Consider the following 19,557-nt stretch of genomic DNA (forward strand, 5'->3'; position numbering starts at 1 on the left):
AGCTGGGCCAATCGGCGCGCCCGAATTAATGTCGTCACCAGCGCGCCCAGAAAGCCCGCAATACAACGCGCGCAATGTTCGGCCTGATGGCAATTGATGGCGGCTCGCCACAGATCCAATCCTGTCCGGGGTAAGCCGGCCACCGCACCCCTGTTTGACTGTCTTACTCGATCACGGATGCCTGATTCGTCACGCGACTTGCGCGCCCGAGTTCACGTCTTCACTCACGCCGCAGCAAAGTGAAATCAGGAGCCTATGCGACCCGCCATCAAGCGGCACGCGCACCCGTTCATTACCCCATTCGAGACTCGCGTCGTCGAGTACCACGCGCATGACGCCGGCCTCGCCCGCGGATTCGACGCGAATCTTATACCGCGTCGAATGCATCGTCACTGTTGCTTCAAAGCCCGGCCACGTGTCCGGAATACAAGGATCGATCACAAGAAAATCGCCCTCGCGACAAATCCCGAGAATTCCTTCGACACCCGCCCGGTACATCCATCCAGCAGATCCCGTGTACCAGGTCCAGCCACCGCGGCCGGCATGCGGCGCCACGGAATAGACATCGGCGGCAACGACATAGGGCTCGACCTTGTAGCGCTCGACTTCCGTCGGTGTGCGTGCATGATTGACCGGATTAAGCAGTGAAAACAGCGCAGCAGCCTTGTTGCCGTCACGCATTTTGGTGAACGCGAGGATCGCCCACATCGCCGCGTGGCTATACTGCCCGCCGTTTTCACGCAGCCCCGGCGGATAACCTTTGATATAGCCTGGATCGTGCGACGTTTTATCGAACGGCGGCGTGAACAGCAACGCCAGCCCGTCGTCGCGACGGATAAGGTGTTTTTCCAGCGACGTCATCGCCAGCGCCGCACGCGCCGGCTCTGCCGCGCCTGACAGGACCGCCCACGACTGTGCGATCGAATCGATCTGACACTCGTCACTGTCTTTCGAGCCAAGCCACGTGCCGTCGTCAAACGTCGCGCGGCGATACCATTCGCCGTCCCATGCGTCACGCTCCAGCGCCTCGCGCACCGAGGCCGCATGAGCACGCCAGCCTGCCGCGCGCGCAACAGAAGCCGCATCGCGCGATTGAGCCAGCGGGGCGAACAATTCGATCGTCCGCAATAGCAGCCAGCCAAGCCAAACGCTTTCTCCGTTGCCTTGCGCGCCGACGCGGTTCATGCCGTCGTTCCAGTCACCCGTGCCGATCAGAGGCAAGCCATGCTCGCCGGTCAGTTCAATGCATTGATCCAGGCCGCGCGCGCAATGTTCGAACAGCGACGCTGATTCATCGGCAACCATCGGCTGGAAGAACGCATCGTGCTCGCCGGGTTGCAGAGGCGGTCCATCGAGGAATGGCACGATCTCATCGAGAATCGCGACGTCGCCCGTGCAGCCGATGTACGTCGCCGTCGCGAACGCGAGCCACACGCGGTCGTCGGAAATCCGTGTGCGCACGCCTTGCCCCGACTGGGGCAACCACCAGTGCTGGAAATCGCCTTCGACGAACTGCCGCGCCGCGGCGCGCAGCAGATGCCGCCGTGTCTCGTCCGGCTGCGCATGCGTCAACGCCATGCCGTCCTGCAACTGATCACGGAACCCATACGCGCCGCTCGCCTGATAGAACGCCGAGCGTGCCCAGACGCGGCACGCGAGCGTCTGATACAGCAACCAGCCGTTTAGCATCAGATCCATCGCGCGGTCGGGGGTCTTCACCTGGACGGTACCGAGTACGCTGTGCCACTGACTCGTCACCTCGGCGAGGACCGCGTCGAGATCCGCGTTGCGATAGCGCTCGATCAACGCCCGCGCCTCTTCGATGCCAACGCATTGCCCGACGAACCACACCACTTCGACGCTCTCATCCACGCCCAGCTCAATCACGCGCTGCAACGCCGCACAGGGATCTAGACCCGCGCCAGTTGTGCCAGACAGTGGCGCGTTGCCAGTCAGCGCGGCGGGTGCCGCAGTCCGGCCGTTGCGGCCGAGAAATTCGGTACGATCCGCCGTCCACGCGGTCTGCTGGCCGCCCAGGTCGGCGAACGCGACGTGGCCTGCGAACCCCATGGTCCACGGATTGCGCGCCAGCATCGCGCCGGTAGCGGAGTCGATTTCCGTCACGATGGAGGGCCCCGATGCGCCGCGCGATGTGCCAAGCACCCATTCCATCCACGTCGTCACGGACAGACGGCGCGGCGTACCGGACAGATTGCGCAACGTCAGCCGGGAAATCTTCAGCGGGTCGGTGAGCGGCACGTATTGCAGCAAGTCAAGCGCGATGCCATTCGCCTCGTGTTCGAAGCGGCTGTAGCCATGCCCGTGACGCGCGACATACGTCCCACCGTCGCGGATCGGCGACGCGGTGGCGCCCCACACATCGCCAGAGACTTCGTCGCGCACATAGATGGCTTCGCCGGCCGGATCTTCGACCGGATCGTTCGACCACGGCGTGAGTTGATTCTCGCGGCTGTTCGCGGCCCACGTGTAGCCGCTGCCTTCTGCCGCGACCTGAAAGCCGAAGCCAGCGTTCGCGATCACGTTGATCCACGGTGCGGGCGTGGTCGCACCCGCCACAAGCACGGTCACATATTCCCGGCCGTCTTTATCGAAGCCGCCCAGACCGTTGAAAAACTCGAGCCCCGACGGAATCGACGCAAGCGCGCGTGACGGACGAGGCGCCGCGGGCCATGGCGACGACATCGGCGGCTTCTGCCGGCGCTGCGCCAACGGCTGGCCCTGCGACTGCGGCAAGCGGGCGAGCTGGTCGGCGATTGAACCGCGACGCGCGATCAACGCAACACGCGCGACCGATTGCAGCAGCGCACGCGCCTCCACGCTCATTAAATCGGCGCGCAGCGTAAAGACTGCCCCTTGCGCGAGCTCTTCGCCAAAACGTGGCCGCAACTGGCTGCTGCGCACCGCTGTTTCGATCGCACCCTGCAACTCCTGGATATACGACGAAGCCCGTTCGTTGATGATGACGAGATCGACGCCCAGTCGCTTCATCCGCCAGTACTCGTGGGCCCTCAATAATTGCCGGACCTGCGCGATGTCCTCGACGTCATCGATACGCAGCAGCACGATCGGCAGGTCGCCGGAGATCGCGTGTGCCCAGAGTCCCGACTGAGGGCCGGCCCCCCGAACGATCGTGTCCGACGGTGCCCTGAAACGCGCATCGGCGTAGATCACGGGCGCGGCGAGGCGCTGAAAATCCGCCGCCTCTTCGGCTTCGACATCGAGATGGCGCAACTGCACCTGAGCCTGCGTCCAGGCTAGCGTTTTGGCACGATCGAACGCGTTGCGGTCATGGTGTTTGTCGATCAGATCGAGCAACAGCGCTCGCGACTCGGCCACCACGGTCCAGAACGTTACGCGCGCGACCTTGCCCGGCGGCACCAGCACGCGATACCTGAGTGCAAAGACGGGATCGAGTACGGTGCCGGCGGTGTTGGTCAGCGGCTGATCGTCGAAGATCGCCGCCGCTGTGCCCGCATTGCGACCGCGGCCCAGAAAGCGGGCGCGATCCGATTCGTATTGCGGATCGGCGACGATCTCGCCGTCGACAATCGCGAAATGCGCCGCCCACATCTGGCTTTCGTCCTGCGAACGCGGACGGCGCGTGGCCACCAGCGCGCCGAATTCGGCCAGGTGCTCGGTCTGGACAAACATCCGCGAGAAGGCCGGATGGGCATTGTCGGCGGCGGGCGTCGCGAGCGCGATTTCGGCATAGGAAGTCAGTTCGATCTCGCGCGCACGGCGTCCGCTGTTCGCCAACGACACGCGGCGCACTTCGCCGTCTGCTTCACCAGAAACCAGTACGTCCATCGTCGTTGTCAACGAGCCGTCGCGGCGGATGAATTCCGCGTGGTCCTCGCCGAACACAACCTCTTCGTACTCGGCTTCGCTACCCGCCGGCTGTGCGCCTGCCGACCACACCTGGCCACTCTGCGTATCGCGCAGGAAAATGAAGGAGCCCCAGTTGTCGCGGGTGACGTCTTCGCGCCAACGTGTCACGGCAATATCGCGCCAACGGCTGTAGCCGGCGCCGGTCGCCGTCAACATGACCGCGTAGCGTCCATTCGACAGCAGGTGTGTCACTGGCGCTGCGCTGGCCACAACCGACGCCGCGAGGCGCCGTACGGTCGGCGCCACGACGCCGGGAACAACGGCCGACGTGTTCACTTCTTCGGCCCGGGGATGGGCAACGGCGACATTGCGCGGCATACGTTCCTGCAGCAACAGTTCGCTCGCCTGGATCATGGGTTCGCGATGGAAACGCGCACGCATCTGCGCGTCGAGTAAGGTGTTCGCGATCGACACGATCGTCATGCCCTGGTGATGCGCCATGAAATTGCGCACGATCGCGACATCCTCGTTGTCCGGTAGCCGCGAGCGGGTGAAATCGAGTGCTTCGTAGAAACCATAGCGACCCAGCGCGCCAAGCGCGGCGAGTTGTGCGTAGTTCTCTCGCGCGGCTTGTGGGTCGACCATCGCGGCTAGCCCCGTTGCATACGGCGCGATCACGCGGTTCTCCGATAGCCCCCGCTTGAGGCCAAGACCGGGCACGCCGAAATTCGAATACTGGTAGGTAAATTCGATGTCGCGTGCGTTGTACGCCGATTCCGAAATGCCCCACGGAATGCCGAGCGAACGCGCATACGACGCTTGCCGTTCCACCACCAGACGGCTCGTCTGTTCGAGCAGGCTGCCGACAGGTGCGCGCATCACCAGCGACGGCATCAGGTATTCGAACATCGACCCCGACCACGAGATCAGCGCCGAGCCGTTGCCGATCGGCGTCGCAGCGCGACCGAGGCGGAACCAGTGGCGCGTCGTCACGTCGCCTTTCGCGATGGCGAACAGGCTCGCGAGGCGCGCTTCGGACGCCAGCAGGTCGTAACAGTTCAGGTCGAGACTGTTATCGGATTGCGAATAGCCGATCGATAGCAGCTTGCGTTCCGGATCGAGCAGGAACGCGAAGTCCATGTCGAGCGCCATCGCCCGCGACGTATCGGCGAGCGACTTCAAGCGTGCCCGCAGGAGATCCGGTGCCTCCGCGAGTTGTTGCCGGTCGCGGGCATGTTCGACCACGCTTTTGCTCAACGCGTCGATCCAGAACATCAGGTCGGCCGAATTATCGTCGCCGCCGGCGGGTACCAGTTCACGCGTTGCCTTCGCGGCCTTTTCGGTCAGCCGCGTGAGCGACGGCAACAGCGCTTCGAACGTCTGCGGGCCCTGCAACTGTTTGCTGATCTCATCGAGGATCGCAACCAGTTGTCGGCCACGTTCACCGCCTGCAGCGGGCAGCATGTCGATAGCTTCATGCGCGAGTTGCAGGTTATCCATCAATCCTGGCCGCGCAGCCGGGACGAGCAACTCATGCGGCCACTCTTCGCACGCGTTGGCGAGAACGATCAGATGACCGGCCAGATTGCCGCTATCGACCGACGAAACATACGCCGGCGCCAGCACCTGGAGATCGAGCGTCCCATACCAGTTATAGAAATGCCCCTTGAAACGCGTGAGCTTGTGCATCGAAGCGAACGCCGCTTCGAGCCGTTCGACGGTTTCCATCGTCCCCGCCCAGCCAAAATCCCGCGCCGCAATCGCCGACAACAGATAGAGCCCAAGGTTGGTCGGCGAAGTGCGGTGTGCGACGACTGGCTTCGGGTCTTCCTGGAAGTTGTCGGGCGGCAGCATATTCTCTGCCGGCGTAACGAAGGTCTCGAAGAAACGCCACGTGCGCCGCGCGATGAGGCGAAGGCTGCGTGCGTCCGGTTCCGCCATCGAGAAACGCCGCGCGACGGTCGGCGACCGGCTCGACCACAGCGCGAGCGCTGGCGCGGCGAGCCATAACAGCGCAAACGGCACCACCAGCGGCCAGTGCGACGGTGCGAACGCGATCGCACCAGCCGGCAGCACCAGGCCGAGCACGAGTCCGCCTGTCATCTGCCGATAAAAGCCGCGCAGATCGAGACGAGGGCTGCCCTTCGACTGCGCGGCGGTGGTCCATTCGAGCAGCCGGCGATGCGTCACGAACAGCCGTATCAGCGTCCGGACGATCGCATCGCCCATGCGCCACGCCTGGTCAGCGAGAAACGCGGCCGACAGAACGGTCTGCAAGGCGGCGAGCCGCACGTCGGCGGCCAGCACGTCCAGATGATTGCGCAGATGGATGCCGCTGCGGCGCGGCAGGATCGCGAACAGCGTCGGCAGGAAAGCGGGAATCGCGAGCGCACCTAGCACCAGCAGCGCGCCTGCGATCCCGGCGCGGATCGGCATCAGCCAGCATAGGCCGAGCGCAGCAATCATGAAGGGGGCGAGCAAAGAACGGCGCAAATTGTCGAGCATCTTGAAGCGGCCAATCGACGGCATCGCGTGTCGGTCCCGGCCGCGATAGCCGACGATCCACGGCAGCAATTGCCAGTCGCCACGCGTCCAGCGATGCTGCCGCTTGCCAATCACGTCATAACGCGACGGCACTTCTTCGACCACCTCGACGTCCGACGCCAGTCCGGCGCGCGCAAAAATCCCCTCGAACAGATCGTGACTGAGCAGTGCGTTTTCCGGCACGCGTCCACGCAGAGCCGCTTCAAATGCATCGACGTCGTAAATGCCCTTGCCCGTATACGACCCTTCGCCGAACAGGTCCTGATAGACATCGGACACGGCCGCCGCGTACGGGTCCATCCCGCCGGGGCCGGAGAAGACGCGCTGATGCAGTGACCCTTCCTGGCCGACAGGCAACGACGGCGTGACACGCGGCTGCAGAATCGCGTACCCATTGACAACGCGTTGATCGGCATCGCTAAATGTCGGCCGGTTCAGCGGATGCGCCATCTTGCCGATCAGCCGCAGCGCGGCGTCGCGTGGCAGACGCGTATCGGCGTCGAGTGTGATCACGTAGCGCACGTCGGGCGGCACCTGCGGTGCACGGCCGGCGATCGACATGAAGGTCGTATCCGTCGCACCGCGCAGCAGGCGGTTGAGTTCGTGCAGCTTGCCACGCTTGCGTTCCCAGCCCATCCATTTGTTTTCGCTCGCGTTGAACACGCGGCGGCGGTGTAGCAGCAGGAAACGGCTGCCGCCGGGGCCTGGCTCGTAACGGCGGTTCAGTGCTTCGATGGCGTCGGCGGCCACGGCAAGCAGATGCGCATCGCCGGGCAGCACTTCCTGATCGGCATCGAGCCCGTCCGCCAGTAACGCGAAGGACAGGTCGCCACCGGCTCCCGCGAGATGATGCACCTCGAGGCGTTCGACCTGCTCGCGCAGATCGGCTTCGCTCGTCAGAAGTGTCGGCACGGCAACCAGTGTGCGCAATGAAGACGGCACGCCGGCACTCAGTTCAAGAGCCGGCAACGTGATTGCACCGAAACTCCATGTCACCGCGCGATGGATGAGCGCGGTCGCGACTTCGGTGACGGGCAGGAATCCGCATACGGCAAACAGCGCGAGTACCCAAACATCGAGACCCTGCGGCACCAGTGTCCACAGTGCCCACAACGCCAGCGCCAGTAACGTCAGGGCGAGCGTCACGATCGTGCCGACGTAGCCGCCGATGCCGAGGCGAACGTTAAACCGCGTGATCCGAAGATGCGCCGGCGGACGGAATTCGATCGCCCGCTCCAGCGCTCGCCGGCCCTCAGCGATCAGGTGGTAGCCCGGGTCGCCGGCGCGTTCCGCATGTGCGCCATCACCTGCTTCGAGCAGTGCCGCCTGTGCCGATTCCAGCGCTAGCCCGGCGACTTCGAGTTCGGTGAAGGACGAACCGCGCGCCAGTTGCTCGATCGCGCTGCGATACAGGTTACGCGTCGGAAAATCCATCGTGGCAAAGCCGCTGTCCGCGCGCAACCGCGCGTCGACAAGACTCACGCTCTCGAACAGTTCCGTCCAGTCGATGTCGGAAATCAGCCGCATGCTGGTGATCACATTGCGCACGGTGACATTCGACGCGCCCTGTCGCTGCTGCGCATGTTGCACGACTTCATCGACGGAGGCGCCTTGTAGCTTAAGCCGCTCTTCCAGCCAGCCAAGCGCCGGCGTGGTGCGTGGATCCTGGTCACGCAGCCGTTTGACGAGTTGTGCGGCGAATAGCTCGGACAACAGGCCTGAGGAGCGCGTGGAAATGTCCGCTTCGAGCGCCGAACGGGCGCTGCCCGATTCGAGCAGACGGTCGGTGAGCGCATCGGCGTCGGCGCGTGCGCTGCGGCCAGCGGTAATCTGGTCGGTCAGGCGTCGCAGGTTCTCGATCAACACGATCCGCAACGTAATCGCTACGGCCCACAATTCGCCGATTGTCAGCGGCTGAACCCGTTGATACGCGTTGATGAAACGCCGCAGGATCTGCGGGTCGAAGTGACTGTCGGTATGCGCAACGAACGCCCACGCGAGACCGAATACGCGCGGATACCCAGCGAACGGGCCCGCGGCAAGCTTGGGCAACTGACGGTAGTAACCGGACGGCAAGTCGTCGCGAATCTCGCGGATCTGCTCCTCGACGAGGTGATAGTTGTCGAGCAGCCATTCCGCGGCGGGCACCACGCCCCGGCCGCTCTCCAGTTCGTCGGCGCTCGCGCGGTAGGCCGCGAGCAGGACTGTAGCGTTGTCGCTCAGCCTTGTGTGCAGCGACAAAACGGCAGGCGGGGTCTTCGTGACCGGTTGTGCGGCAGCGAGGCTCTCCGCGTGTTGCTCGAGCCGTTCGACGCCGAACAGCTCTTCGCGCACTGGCGCGATGTCAGTCCACGGCGGCGACGGTGACCGATGTCTCGCGATATAACGAAGGATCGTTTTCACAGGAGCACTTCCTGCGATGTCGGCGAGTTCGGTGGGGTGGATTGGTCGCAGTGGCGTGTCATGTTAGTGGCGCGCACATCGTTTGCCATCGTAGTAGCGACGGACGGCTCATAGAGTTGGGACATGATCGGATCTTCCTTCGGGGAGGCAGCGCCACACGCGTCGCGTACATGCAAGCCTCCGGGGTGTGGCTTGATTCACGGGTGCGGGTGGACGCGCGAGGAACCGTCAGGGCGAAAAGGCAGGCATATGGCTTGTGCGGGCATGGTCGGCGATGACGCGCGCCCACCCGCCAACCGGTAGCTGCGGTTTAGCGATGTACAAAAAACGTCGGATGAGCTTCGATCAGACCGATGCGGCTCTGAATGAGGGGCACGGGCAGGAGCTTCTGCACCGCTCTGTCGACGCAGGCCCCGGCTGAACACCCAGAAAGCGCGGAGCAGAAAGGGCACGGATGTGCCCGGGGTGCCTGCTATTTCTTCTTGGCTGGTGCGCTGGCCACGACAGTCTTCGACGCAATCGCCGAGGACGCGCCTGCTGCAGGAGAGACCACCTTTTTGGGTTGCTTGGGTTATTTAACCTCGCGATTACCGCGCATCGTGCTCTTCGCCAATATGTTTCCCCAGATTTGCCCGTCGCGAAAGCGACAGCCATGTCGCCCAGTGTGAGCGCATCCGGTGACTCTGTCGCGATTTATATTTTTCGAGCGCCCTGTCCATGTGTTCTGGACGAGGCCGGCCAACTCAACGGCGACGAATATCGCGTATGCTGCCGTCGCGACATCTCTTGTTCACGAGGGACACCGCTTGACTCGCCGATGACTCGCCGATTTTCTGCATTCCAGAATATTTTCTTTTCTCCCAGCCGGCCAATACGACTGACGTGATGAATCGCGTTGTCGCCTGAACTGCTGCCTTGCAGGCCGGCCCGTAGCGTTACGTTTGAGATCCCTATATTGCCTTTCTCCGACGTGTGAGCGGTTTGGCCGGCACGCTGCGCGCGAGGCGCGTCGCACGTGGCGTTCGACGGTCCGCGGCAGGCGCAGCCCGCTCACTCGCCTGCGCTTCCCGGAACGCCATGACGTCTGACTGCAAGCGCGTGTTCTCTGCCTGAACGGCGTCGAGCCGTCCCTGCAGCACGCCTGCCTGATGACGCGTTTCGCCCAGTTGCGTCTGCAGGATTTCGGCCGCCCGACGGTGCTCGGCCTCTTTCTGCTCCGCGCGGCGCGCCGTCTCGTCGAGTTCCTTCTGCAGCTTCGACGCGGCGCCGCGCTCGCGGTCGATTTCGAGAAGCGCCTTCTTCTCGGACGCGCGTAGCCGTTCCTCGGCCCGCTCCACGGCTTCGCGCAGCTTGTCGAGGTCGCGCGAAAAACCTTCCCTCACCTCCACCAGTTCCCGATCGCGCGCAGCCAGCGTCGACCGACCGCGTTCCAGCTCCGCCTCAAGTGCCTGACGCTGCGCGTGGCCTTCGGCCTGCGCCTTTTCCAGCTCCCGTACTTCAACCTGGGCGGCAAGCAGCGCCCCGGTGCGCTGTTCGAGCGCAGTCTCGACCCGACCGAGCTCATCGCGGGCTGCGGCCACCGACAGCTGCGCGTCCGCCCTTGCGCTCTCGACCTCATTGCGCAGCGCATCCAGCGCGGTGGCCGCTGACTCGGTAGCGCGCGTCCAGAGGGTCGCCACCAATTCGCCGGCGGCCGCACCGAGATCGGCTGGCAGGTCGGGATGCTCGATGCGCACTCGGCTCTTCTCGCGCAACTCGGTCCAGAACTCGCTGAGTACCTCGGTAGGTGTGCCCATGCTGCCCCGCCGGACTAGCTGGTAGAGACGGTTCGCGGTCGGCGTGATGCCATAACGGAAGAACAGCAGCGCGCACACCTCGCGGTACAACTCGCGCGTTTTTGGATGTGAGAGCTTCAGGCGCTCGATGTCGGCGGCCAGTGCAGCGTCAGGGGAAAGATCGGGATTCATGGCAGAGATCGGTTTTTGGTTCTCATATATTACTACGTAAAACGCTACATATCTAACTATTTTGTAGTTATACACGACATTAGGCGTATAATGTCGTGCTGAACAGAGTATTCAGCACTAGCAATCGCCGCTCGCTATGCTTCTTTATGCGAAGTCCTCCGCTCGGCGGCACACGCTCTCCCTCCCCGATCATCCCCTCGGTATCGCCCAGTCAATTGCGTGTCTCGACATTCTGAGCGGGCTCCGCAGCATCGTCGGCACCGACCGCAGCGCCCACGCGAATTTACCGGCCCGGCGCGCAATGATCTGAACGTCGTGCGCGCGGGCTCTTCAACCATCTGAGCAGCAAGTCGACCTCCAACAGCTCACGCATTGAAGCCAGTCGTTCATGCCTAAGCAATCGCGCCGTCGCTTTTCATGCATGAGCAATCGCCCCACCGCTTTGTCGGAAGACGTTCGATGAACCGCAGGGTTTCCTGTTCGAGAAGGCTTTGTCGCCAGCTGAATTGCGAGTATTGGAGTAATGCACGCTTGGTGGCGTGACGCGCCCGAACGAGGCATGCGAAACCCGCTACCAAGCATCTGCCGCCGAATCACCACCGCGTCGCTGTGAAGACGCCTCCGCTGATGACCGTTAGTTGCGCATTGAGAGCAGTTGTCTGCCACGGAACGAGGAGAACACCTTGCAGGCAAACCGTTTGCCCACCCTCTTTTCAACAGACAGCAACGAAAGCTAAAGGTCTGCCCCAACAGGTCGATATATGAACCATCTAGTTAAAATTTAAGCTATGCGCCGTGTGCGCTCGATCCAAATGAAAGTCTCGACAAAGCTCCTCATCCTCGTCAGTACTGCGCTGGCCGGCGTGGTCTGTATCGCAGCGATCGCGCTGTCCCAACTGGATAACGCCCTCATCGAGAGTCGGCAAGCTCAGATCACTACGTTACTGGCCAAAGCCGAGCATCTGACGCTGTACTACCAGTCGCAAGAAGCAGGCGGCAAAATGAGCCGCGACGACGCACAGACCGCAGCAAAAGCGGCGTTGAGTCAGTTGAATGCTGACGGCAAAAGTTACTATTGGGTATCCGATACCAACAGCATCAACCTGGTCCATCCGAACCCGAATCTGATCGGCACGAAGACCGGCGGCAACCGGACGACCATCGGCAATTTGACGGACACGCAAGCCTATGCGCAAGGTCTGGCGAAACAGCACATCGCACTGGTCGACGTGCTGATCAAGCGCACGCAGGACGGCCCGCTGGAAGCAAAGCTGCAAGGCGTCGTCGCCGTACCCGCATGGGGCTGGTGGATAGGTACGGGCTTCTTCTACGACGACATCAACGCCGCCTATTGGCGTCTCGCGCGCACGTTGATGGCGATTGCAGCGGCGATCTTCGTCGCGGTCGGCGCAATGGCGTGGCTCATGACGCGCAGCGTAACGCGTGCGCTCGGTGGCGAACCGGCCGATGCCACAGCGTTCGCTGCGCAGATCGCGGCCGGCAATCTCGCTGCGGATATCCGCATCTCGCCTTCGGATCGATCCAGCCTGCTGTATGCGCTCGGCGAGATGCGTCTGAAATTGCGCGAGCTGGTGCAGGGTATTCAACGCACCAGCGATTCGATTGCGACCGGCTCCGGCGAGATCGCGCAAGGCAACACGGATCTCTCGCAACGCACGGAGGAGCAGGCGGCGTCGCTGCAGGAAACGGCCGCGAGCATGGAACAGCTGACGGCGACGGTAAAGCAGAATGCGGACAACGCGCGTCAGGCGAGCCAACTGGCCGTGCTCGCCTCGGATGCGACGAAGCGCGGCGGTAGCGCGGTCGACGAAGTCATCGGCACGATGCAGAACATCGCGGGCGAATCGCGCAAGATCGGGCAGATCATCAGCGTGATTGAAGGGATCGCATTCCAGACCAACATCCTCGCATTGAATGCGGCAGTCGAAGCCGCGCGAGCAGGCGACGAAGGGCGCGGCTTCGCGGTCGTAGCCGGTGAAGTGCGCACGCTGGCGCAGCGCAGCGCGTCGGCGGCCAAGGACATCAAGGAACTGATCGAATCGTCGGTGGCACGCGTCGATGACGGGACGGGACAGGTAGCCGTCGCAGGCGAGCGGATGCGCGAGATTGTCGATTCGATCGGGCGTGTCAGCGACATCATGGGCGAAATCGCAGCGGCATCGGTCGAGCAGAGCACGGGCATCGAACAGGTGAATCGGGCCGTGTCGCAGATGGACGAGGTGACTCAACAGAATGCCGCGCTGGTTGAAGAGGCTGCGGCGGCCGCAGCCTCGCTGGATGAGCAGGCAGCAAGACTGCGCACGACGGTGGCCGTGTTCCGACTGGAAAGTTGAGCACGGTGAAGCGCTGAACCGAGGAGAGAGTTGCTGCGCGCCGTGTTGTACTGTCAACCGCACGGTGCGCTGAATGGGAGTGCCCTTTGTCTGCCCACTCGCGATCTAGATCCAGAACTCATTGATCGACGCCTGCCGGCTTGTAGCAAAGAATGCTAAACCGCGAGGGGCAACGCCGCACCGAGTACGCCGCGCGGCAAAGATCACAGTGTTTGCAACGTCCCGTCTTTCAATCTCGTTTGGGTCCACGTCGTGACAGTATTCACACACAGCTAGTTCGCCGCCTCGGCTTCGTCGATATCCACGCCTCGTCCCGGTCGATCATTGGCATAGACATAGCTGTCGCGAAATTCTGGCAGTCCAGGAAAGACATCGAGCAATGCGGCTCGCGGACCTTTGCGTTCCCGGATCACGAAGTTCGGCGGCTCGGTACCCCACCCTTCCTGCAAACCGAAATTGCGCGAGGCAACGCGGGTTTGACGCTTTCCATGATGGCTCCGGATCGGTACAGCGTATGCAACGGTTGACCGCGAGCGAGTCGTTTTTTTGTTCTGCTGCACTCCTGCAGGCCGGCATTCAAAACAGCTTCAAAGCACGGCCAGCCAGCGGCCGTCGACATAAATGATCTGACCGTTCACATAGCTCGATGCAGCCGACGCGAGATATACCGCGGTACCGACCAGCTCTTCAGGCTTGCCCCAGCGTTGCGAAGGGTTGCTGCTCTTGACCCATGCATCGAAGGCGGCGTTTTCGATCAGCGGCTTGTTCATGTCGGTCAGGATGTAGCCCGGACCGATCGCGTTCGCCTGGATGTTCGAAACCGCCCATTCGGCGCTCATTGCGCGGGTCAGCATCTTGATGCCGCCCTTCGCCGCGGTGTACGCGCCGACCGTCGCGCGCCCCGCCTCACTTGTCAGCGAGCCGATGTTGATGATCTTGCCGCCGGTGCCGCGTGCAATCATGCGTCGCGCCGCCTGCTTCGCGACGATGAACGCGCTGGTCAGATTGGTATCGATCACGCGCTGCCAGTCGCGCAGTTCGAGATCGACAAGCGGCTTGCGAAACTGGATGCCGGCGTTATTCACGACGATGTCGACCTGCACACCGTCCTTGTCCCACTGCAAGAAGGCATCGGCGACAGCCGCTTCGTCGGTGACGTCGAAAGCGCGCCCCTGCGCTTTGTGGCCCATGCTGGTCAGCTTGCTGACCGATTCAGCGACCGTGTCCGCTCGCGTGCCGTTGATCACGACGCTGGCGCCCGCCGCTGCCAATCCTTCTGCCAGCGCGTAGCCAATGCCGCGGGCCGAGCCAGTGACGAGTGCCGTGCGGCCGGTCAGATCGAATAGTTGAAACATGCTGGGTCCTCTGTGTGGTCAGAAAGAAGGCGCGAGTGCGTCCGTCGCGATCACTTTGATCGTCGGGTTTCAAAGTGGGTTGGATGCGCTGCGTGCGCAACGACATTATGTCGGGCCGGTTGATCGTTAGCGGTGGTGTTCAAGGCGGCGCGGTCCTTGAAATTCTGCTCGGCGCGCTAAATGAGCGTCAGCGCGGCGTGTTCCGCGGCCTGCGGCACGGGCAGATCTTCTCACGCAACTGATTCAGAATCTGCCTGTGTAGCGTTGCCACGACTCGCGCTCTATGTCATACGTATGATGTAGAAAATAGGTACGGTCGAGAATCTGTGCCACCAGGGATGCCCCTCGAAGGACTCGCGCGAACGTGCAGAGGACTTGCAGCAGGCGACGCACGCCCAACGTGACGCGCCGCCCGCCGCGTGCGACATCCCGGCGAAGATTGCTGAGGTGCTCCGTCGCGGCCGGCCTGCCGGCCACTCCGGCTTGTCTGGAACGATGGACAGACGGGCGTCCCGTTCGGCTCCTGAGCGAGGCGTCGCAGCAGGCGTGAGCAGTGCAAGCTCACTGCAAGAATGTGTGACCTCGTGAGCTACGACGAGAGAGGGTTGACCTTGACCATCACCTGGACGTTGTCGCCCACCATGCGCGGTCCTCATCGCTCGTCGTCATGGAGCGTTCGTCCGGAGCGGTCATCGAGAGTTGACCGTCAGGTTACGGCGGCACAGCATCACGAAGCGGCGACCCACGTTACGAATGCCGATGCCGATGCCGTTGTCACGACGGAAGTCGGCTACAGTCTCGAAGTCCGGCGCAAGCCGTCTCGTGAACGGCATCTTTTCGATGCGATGCCGCGCTGCGAACGTCTGTTTTTCTTGTATGCGACTGGCAACAATTGACCCAGCCGGTGTTAAAACACGTGGATCGCCGAAACTCGATTAACTCGATAGCCGACGGTTTCCTAACGCGCTGACTGCGTCTCCCGAACGCGCCCATTCTTGGGCCTTATCTTTAGCAATCGACATTCGCGACCAGCGAAGACGCTATGACAATAATAGGCAAGTTCGTGTCCCTCGTAAGCCGTCGCACCGTGCGGGCGGAAGGTCATGTATTCGCTATCACGCCTGAGCGCATCGGGATCGCAGAAGGGATGCACGCCGCGCTTGCGATGGCGCCCATGCTCTGTGCCGCGGCGATGCTCGGTCGCTCGGATATCGCGTTCGGCGCCGTGGCGGCGTTCTGGAACTGTCTCTGCGATCCGCAAGGTTCGCGCTCACAGCGCCTGAAGGCGATGGCCATTTTTACGGCCATGGGCGTGGTCGTCATGCCGCTGGCGTCGTATGCCGCGCATTGGGGCTTTGCCGTCAGTATCGTCTCCCTGTTTGTGCTGGTTTTCCTTTGTGGACTAACACGGTCTTACAAGCCGTCACTCGGGCCCATGCCGGCGCAGGCGGGGTTGATTGCCTCGCTCGCAGTCGTGATCGGCATTGCGTCGCCTGAGCCGCTTGCCGCTGCACTTGCTCACGGCGGCTATTTTCTGCTCGGGTCAGCTTGGACCATGCTGTTTTGCATCGTCCTCTGGCCGATCCCGTTCCCGCAGTCCGCGGGCTTCACGCTCGCGACGATCTTCGGCCGGCTCGCAGACATGGCCGGCTTTCTGGAGTCGCTGGATTCGCGGCCGGGAATGGACGTTCAGCGCTGGATCGAGTTCGATACCGTTCATAGGCGCGGGGTGCGCATGGCGATCGAGCGCGGCAGGGCATTGGCGGCGCACGATGTTCGCACCGGTCCCGATCTTGGCCCGGGTGTCGATGCCGCAGGCAGAGTGTTTTCCGCGCTGATCGCAATCGGTCATGTCCGACGTAACGCGGCAATAGCTATCGACAATGTCGATGGATCGCAGCCATTGCTCCCCGCGCTGCGACAGTTGCTGCAAAACGTGGTCGCGCACGCACAGCGAGAACGACCGATTCCCGATCAGTTGATAGCACTGGCACACGCGCTGTTGCAGCAGACGGCTGGACGTACGGGCCCGGTAGCAAGCGCCGTTGCCCTCGCGGCACGGGCCATCGCTCATCTGGCAGACCGTCGATATGCGCTCGCAATGGACTCCGCGACGCCCTCACCTGCCGCCCCCAGCGCGCTCAAGATCGAAAGGCTGGTTTGGGTCCACGCGCTGCGAGTAGCTGTCGCATCGGTGCTCGCTTTCATGATCGGCACATCGCTCAGTGTCACGTTTGCGTACTGGGGCGCGATTGCTGCAATCGTCGTGACCCAGCCGCTTTCTGCCAATACATGGTTGCGCGTGCTGGAGCGTGCATGCGGCAGCCTCATCGGCGGAATGATTGCCGCGGTTCTTCTGACAAGCCTGTCCAGTCCGGTCGCCGTGACATTCGCCATCTTGCTGCTGGCTGCGGTGACCGTCGCATTGAGGTTGGTGAACTATGGGCTATTCGTTGTCTTCCTGACGCCAATGTTCATGCTGATGTCCGATTTCATCCATCCGGCACAGGGACTGATTGTCGCTCGCCTGACCAATGAATTCGTGGGTGCCTGCGTCGGCGTCGCGGCGAGCTTTCTTCTCTGGCCGACAAAAGAGAGCAGCGCGCTGAATGCCGCGATCTCCGCCGCGATTTCAGCGAACATGGCGTTCGCGTCCGCCGCGCTCAGAATGTCAGGAGGATCGACCGGCGCGCTCGATCAACTTCAACGCGAAGCAGGTCTGGCCAGCTCGCGGCTCGAAGTGACGAGAGAACGTATGCTCCTGGAGGGCCAGCGGCGATCGGCGCGGCTCGACCAACTGCAGAATCTGACCGTCGCGACGCGGATGGTGTGCGGCGCCGCCGCGGTGATCGAAGTCCTTCGCAACGGCAAACCGGACGCACACGATCAGGAGAGAGCCAATCGTTACGATCAGATGACCGCCAGGCTGATAGATGCCTTGACGTCGACAGAATCGATGCAACTGACACCGTCTTCGGAAGCGCCCGCAGATGACCTCGAACAGGCGGTCCAGCATCTCACAACCGCATTTGATCGTTATGTGAGAGCCCGTACGGAGCGCTAGCGGGTTCTGTTTGAGGAAGGCCGCGCGGGGCTTGTCCTGCACGTAGACGGTTAACCAGAAGGCACGATGCGCGTTGAGTTCGACGTGCGCCACACGTAGATGTCGATGCAGAATTGACCGCTCAAATTCGCTGGAAATCACGAGCAAAAGCAACCCCCGGCCGAGGTAATCACCCCGTGCCGCGGGACTATACCGGCTTACGTACGCTCGGCGAACAAGCTTTGCAGCTCGCTGTGGGCCATGTAGTCGCCCCCCATCGGGCCGGACTCGCCCTTTTCAACAAACGCCTTGGCCAGTCGCGCCGCGTGGTTCCAGATTATCTGCGGAATGCCGGAGCCGGAGGACAAACGCACGACGCCCAGCTTTTGCAGTTCGGCGGAATCGGCCAGGCCGGGCCATGCCATGAGGGCGGTCGGGATCGGTGAACCCTTGACCACGGTTCTGATGTCCCTGGCATCGGTCAGTGCTGGCAGGAAGATACTGCTGGCGCCCGCTTTGCCATACAGTTCGGCGCGCTTGATCGATTCTTCGGCACGCTTCGGCTCATCGACCAGTTGTTGCAGATAGACGTCGGAACGCGCATTGATCCAGAGGTCGATGCCTGCCTTTTCCGCAGCAGCCCGCACCGCTTCGATTTTCGCTGCCAGCACCGAGGGAGCGTCCTGACCGTCTTCGATATTGATGCCGACGACGCCGGCGTCCAGGATTGGTTTGATATTCTCCGCGACTTTTTTGGGGTCATCGGAATAGCCAGCTTCGAAATCGATCGACAGCGGTACGCGGATCACACGGGTGATGGTGGCAGCCACCTCAGCCTGTAACCTGGCCGGTGCCAGATTTCCATCGGGATAACCCAGAGCCTAGACTACTCCCGCGCCGGTGGTGGCAATTGCCTTGGCACCTTGCGCTTCAAAGATGCGCGCGCTACCCGCATCCCAGGCATTCGGCAGGTTCAGGATCGAAGGCCCTTTATGAAGGTCGGCGAAGACCTTGTCGAGTTTGCTCATTGTCTTTTCCTCGTGAGGTGGCGTAAGTCAACAGCGGGGTGGGAAGTCAGTTAAGGGTGACCGGTGATAAGCAGTTTGTTCTTCATGGTCTTGCAGAAGGTCCGCAAAATGTCGCCTTCTGTCCATTTCCGGCTGGCTTTCGCGGCTTACCCGGCTCACCGATAACGCGGTCATCTCACATACATGGCGTCATATTTGGCTAACTGAGGAAACCCTTCATATTGGTCACTGTGGTCGCCCTCATGGTTCTCGTATCCGGGACGAGTCAGCAAGCCACGCGGCTTCACCCAGCTGTAAATGGAACGGACCGGCATCTCATTCCAGGCGATGTTGAAGGCGCCAATTTTCGGGAAGAACTGCAGCTCGCTGTAGGGCAGGTGATCATGGATCCACCATGCAAGCGATTGCCACTGTTTCCCCTCGGCCAGTTTGTCGACGAACCAGGGCATGACAATCGTGGCCATCGCGCCAAAATGACCGGCAGCATCGCGCTGATCCCAGATGTGGCGCGCGCGGTCACGTTCTTTGGTCGCACAACTCAGGTCATGGAGATTTCCGAACTCATTCACCTCGGGTGCCCGGTATCCGGAGCGTAGAGAGATCCGGCCAAATGTCGCCTGCAAAGGCTCCAGCAATAGTTCGCAAAGATGCCGACCTGCAGTGACAGCAAGATCAGGATTGTCTGGAAGGTTCGGAAACCCGTTGATGGCCGCAATTTCGCTGAACATGAATTCGCGCATAAAGAAATTGCGCGACAGACGGGTGCGGCCCAGGTTCTCCAGACCACGAACAGTACGGACCGGTCTCATAAGATGTTCTCCTCGAATGGAAAAGGCCTGCGGGTAAGCCCGATCAGATCAACCATGGTCTCAGGCGAGAGGACAGCAGCGCTCCGGTCCCAGGTCTCGCTGTCGATCTCGCCGCCTTTCAGCAAGCACCGCACGAAGTCGTGCACCGCGAAATCCTCTTCTCGCGCGTAAGGCGGTCGGCGACCCATGCGGATGTGCTCCACGA

Annotated in this window: 8 protein-coding genes and 2 pseudogenes; 3 read left to right on the forward strand and 7 right to left on the reverse strand. The window is 62.2% G+C overall.

Annotated features, from left to right (window positions below; translation table 11 throughout):
- Positions 1-189: 189 nt before the first annotated feature.
- Both LMG28727_RS26105 and LMG28727_RS26110 read right to left on the reverse strand, forming a co-directional pair.
- Entirely contained in the window at positions 190-8,796 is an 8,607-nt protein-coding gene (locus LMG28727_RS26105) for a GH36-type glycosyl hydrolase domain-containing protein (RefSeq protein ID WP_201645195.1), read from the reverse strand.
- A 950-nt stretch (positions 8,797-9,746) separates the two neighbouring features.
- Positions 9,747-10,763, reverse strand: coding sequence for a DNA-binding protein (locus tag LMG28727_RS26110; RefSeq protein ID WP_201645196.1), 1,017 nt, complete (start codon positions 10,761-10,763; stop codon positions 9,747-9,749).
- Positions 10,764-11,575: 812 nt separating this feature from the next.
- Here LMG28727_RS26110 and LMG28727_RS26115 point away from each other — a divergent pair.
- Positions 11,576-13,117, forward strand: a complete 1,542-nt coding sequence (locus tag LMG28727_RS26115; RefSeq protein ID WP_201645197.1) for a methyl-accepting chemotaxis protein — start codon at positions 11,576-11,578, stop codon at positions 13,115-13,117.
- Between the two features lie 272 nt (positions 13,118-13,389).
- Here the strand turns inward: LMG28727_RS26115 and LMG28727_RS26120 are convergent, their stop codons facing one another.
- Both LMG28727_RS26120 and LMG28727_RS26125 read right to left on the reverse strand, forming a co-directional pair.
- Positions 13,390-13,677, reverse strand: a complete 288-nt coding sequence (locus LMG28727_RS26120; protein WP_236592357.1) for a hypothetical protein — start codon at positions 13,675-13,677, stop codon at positions 13,390-13,392.
- A 27-nt stretch (positions 13,678-13,704) separates the two neighbouring features.
- Entirely contained in the window at positions 13,705-14,472 is a 768-nt protein-coding gene (locus LMG28727_RS26125) for an SDR family oxidoreductase (RefSeq protein WP_201645198.1), read from the reverse strand.
- 92 nt (positions 14,473-14,564) lie between these two features.
- Between LMG28727_RS26125 and LMG28727_RS26130 the strand changes: the two genes are divergently transcribed.
- Positions 14,565-14,714, forward strand: a complete 150-nt coding sequence (locus LMG28727_RS26130; RefSeq protein ID WP_201645199.1) for a hypothetical protein — start codon at positions 14,565-14,567, stop codon at positions 14,712-14,714.
- Positions 14,715-15,188: 474 nt separating this feature from the next.
- Here LMG28727_RS26130 and LMG28727_RS34940 read toward each other — a convergent pair.
- A pseudogene (locus LMG28727_RS34940) lies at positions 15,189-15,365 on the reverse strand (IS5/IS1182 family transposase); the annotation flags it as partial.
- A gap of 170 nt (positions 15,366-15,535) precedes the next feature.
- Here LMG28727_RS34940 and LMG28727_RS26140 point away from each other — a divergent pair.
- A complete protein-coding gene (locus LMG28727_RS26140) occupies positions 15,536-17,536 on the forward strand; it encodes an FUSC family protein (protein ID WP_201645201.1) in 2,001 nt (666 codons plus the stop codon).
- A 197-nt stretch (positions 17,537-17,733) separates the two neighbouring features.
- Here the strand turns inward: LMG28727_RS26140 and LMG28727_RS26145 are convergent.
- Both LMG28727_RS26145 and LMG28727_RS26150 read right to left on the reverse strand, forming a co-directional pair.
- Positions 17,734-18,543, reverse strand: a pseudogene (locus LMG28727_RS26145) (isocitrate lyase/PEP mutase family protein).
- Positions 18,544-18,713: 170 nt separating this feature from the next.
- Positions 18,714-19,352 (reverse strand): hypothetical protein, encoded by a 639-nt coding sequence (locus tag LMG28727_RS26150; RefSeq protein ID WP_201645202.1) that lies wholly within the window; start codon positions 19,350-19,352, stop codon positions 18,714-18,716.
- Between the last annotated feature and the right edge of the window lie 205 nt (positions 19,353-19,557).

It is taken from the genome of Paraburkholderia metrosideri (assembly GCF_904848625.1).
Classification (GTDB): Bacteria; Pseudomonadota; Gammaproteobacteria; order Burkholderiales; family Burkholderiaceae; genus Paraburkholderia; species Paraburkholderia metrosideri.

Coding starts and splice junctions, on each gene's coding strand:
- LMG28727_RS26110 (WP_201645196.1), bottom strand. CDS start 10,763: ATGAATCCCGATCTTTCCCCTGACGCTGCACTGGCCGCCGACATCGAG.
- LMG28727_RS26150 (WP_201645202.1), bottom strand. CDS start 19,352: ATGAGACCGGTCCGTACTGTTCGTGGTCTGGAGAACCTGGGCCGCACC.
- LMG28727_RS26115 (WP_201645197.1), top strand. CDS start 11,576: ATGAAAGTCTCGACAAAGCTCCTCATCCTCGTCAGTACTGCGCTGGCC.
- LMG28727_RS26125 (WP_201645198.1), bottom strand. CDS start 14,472: ATGTTTCAACTATTCGATCTGACCGGCCGCACGGCACTCGTCACTGGC.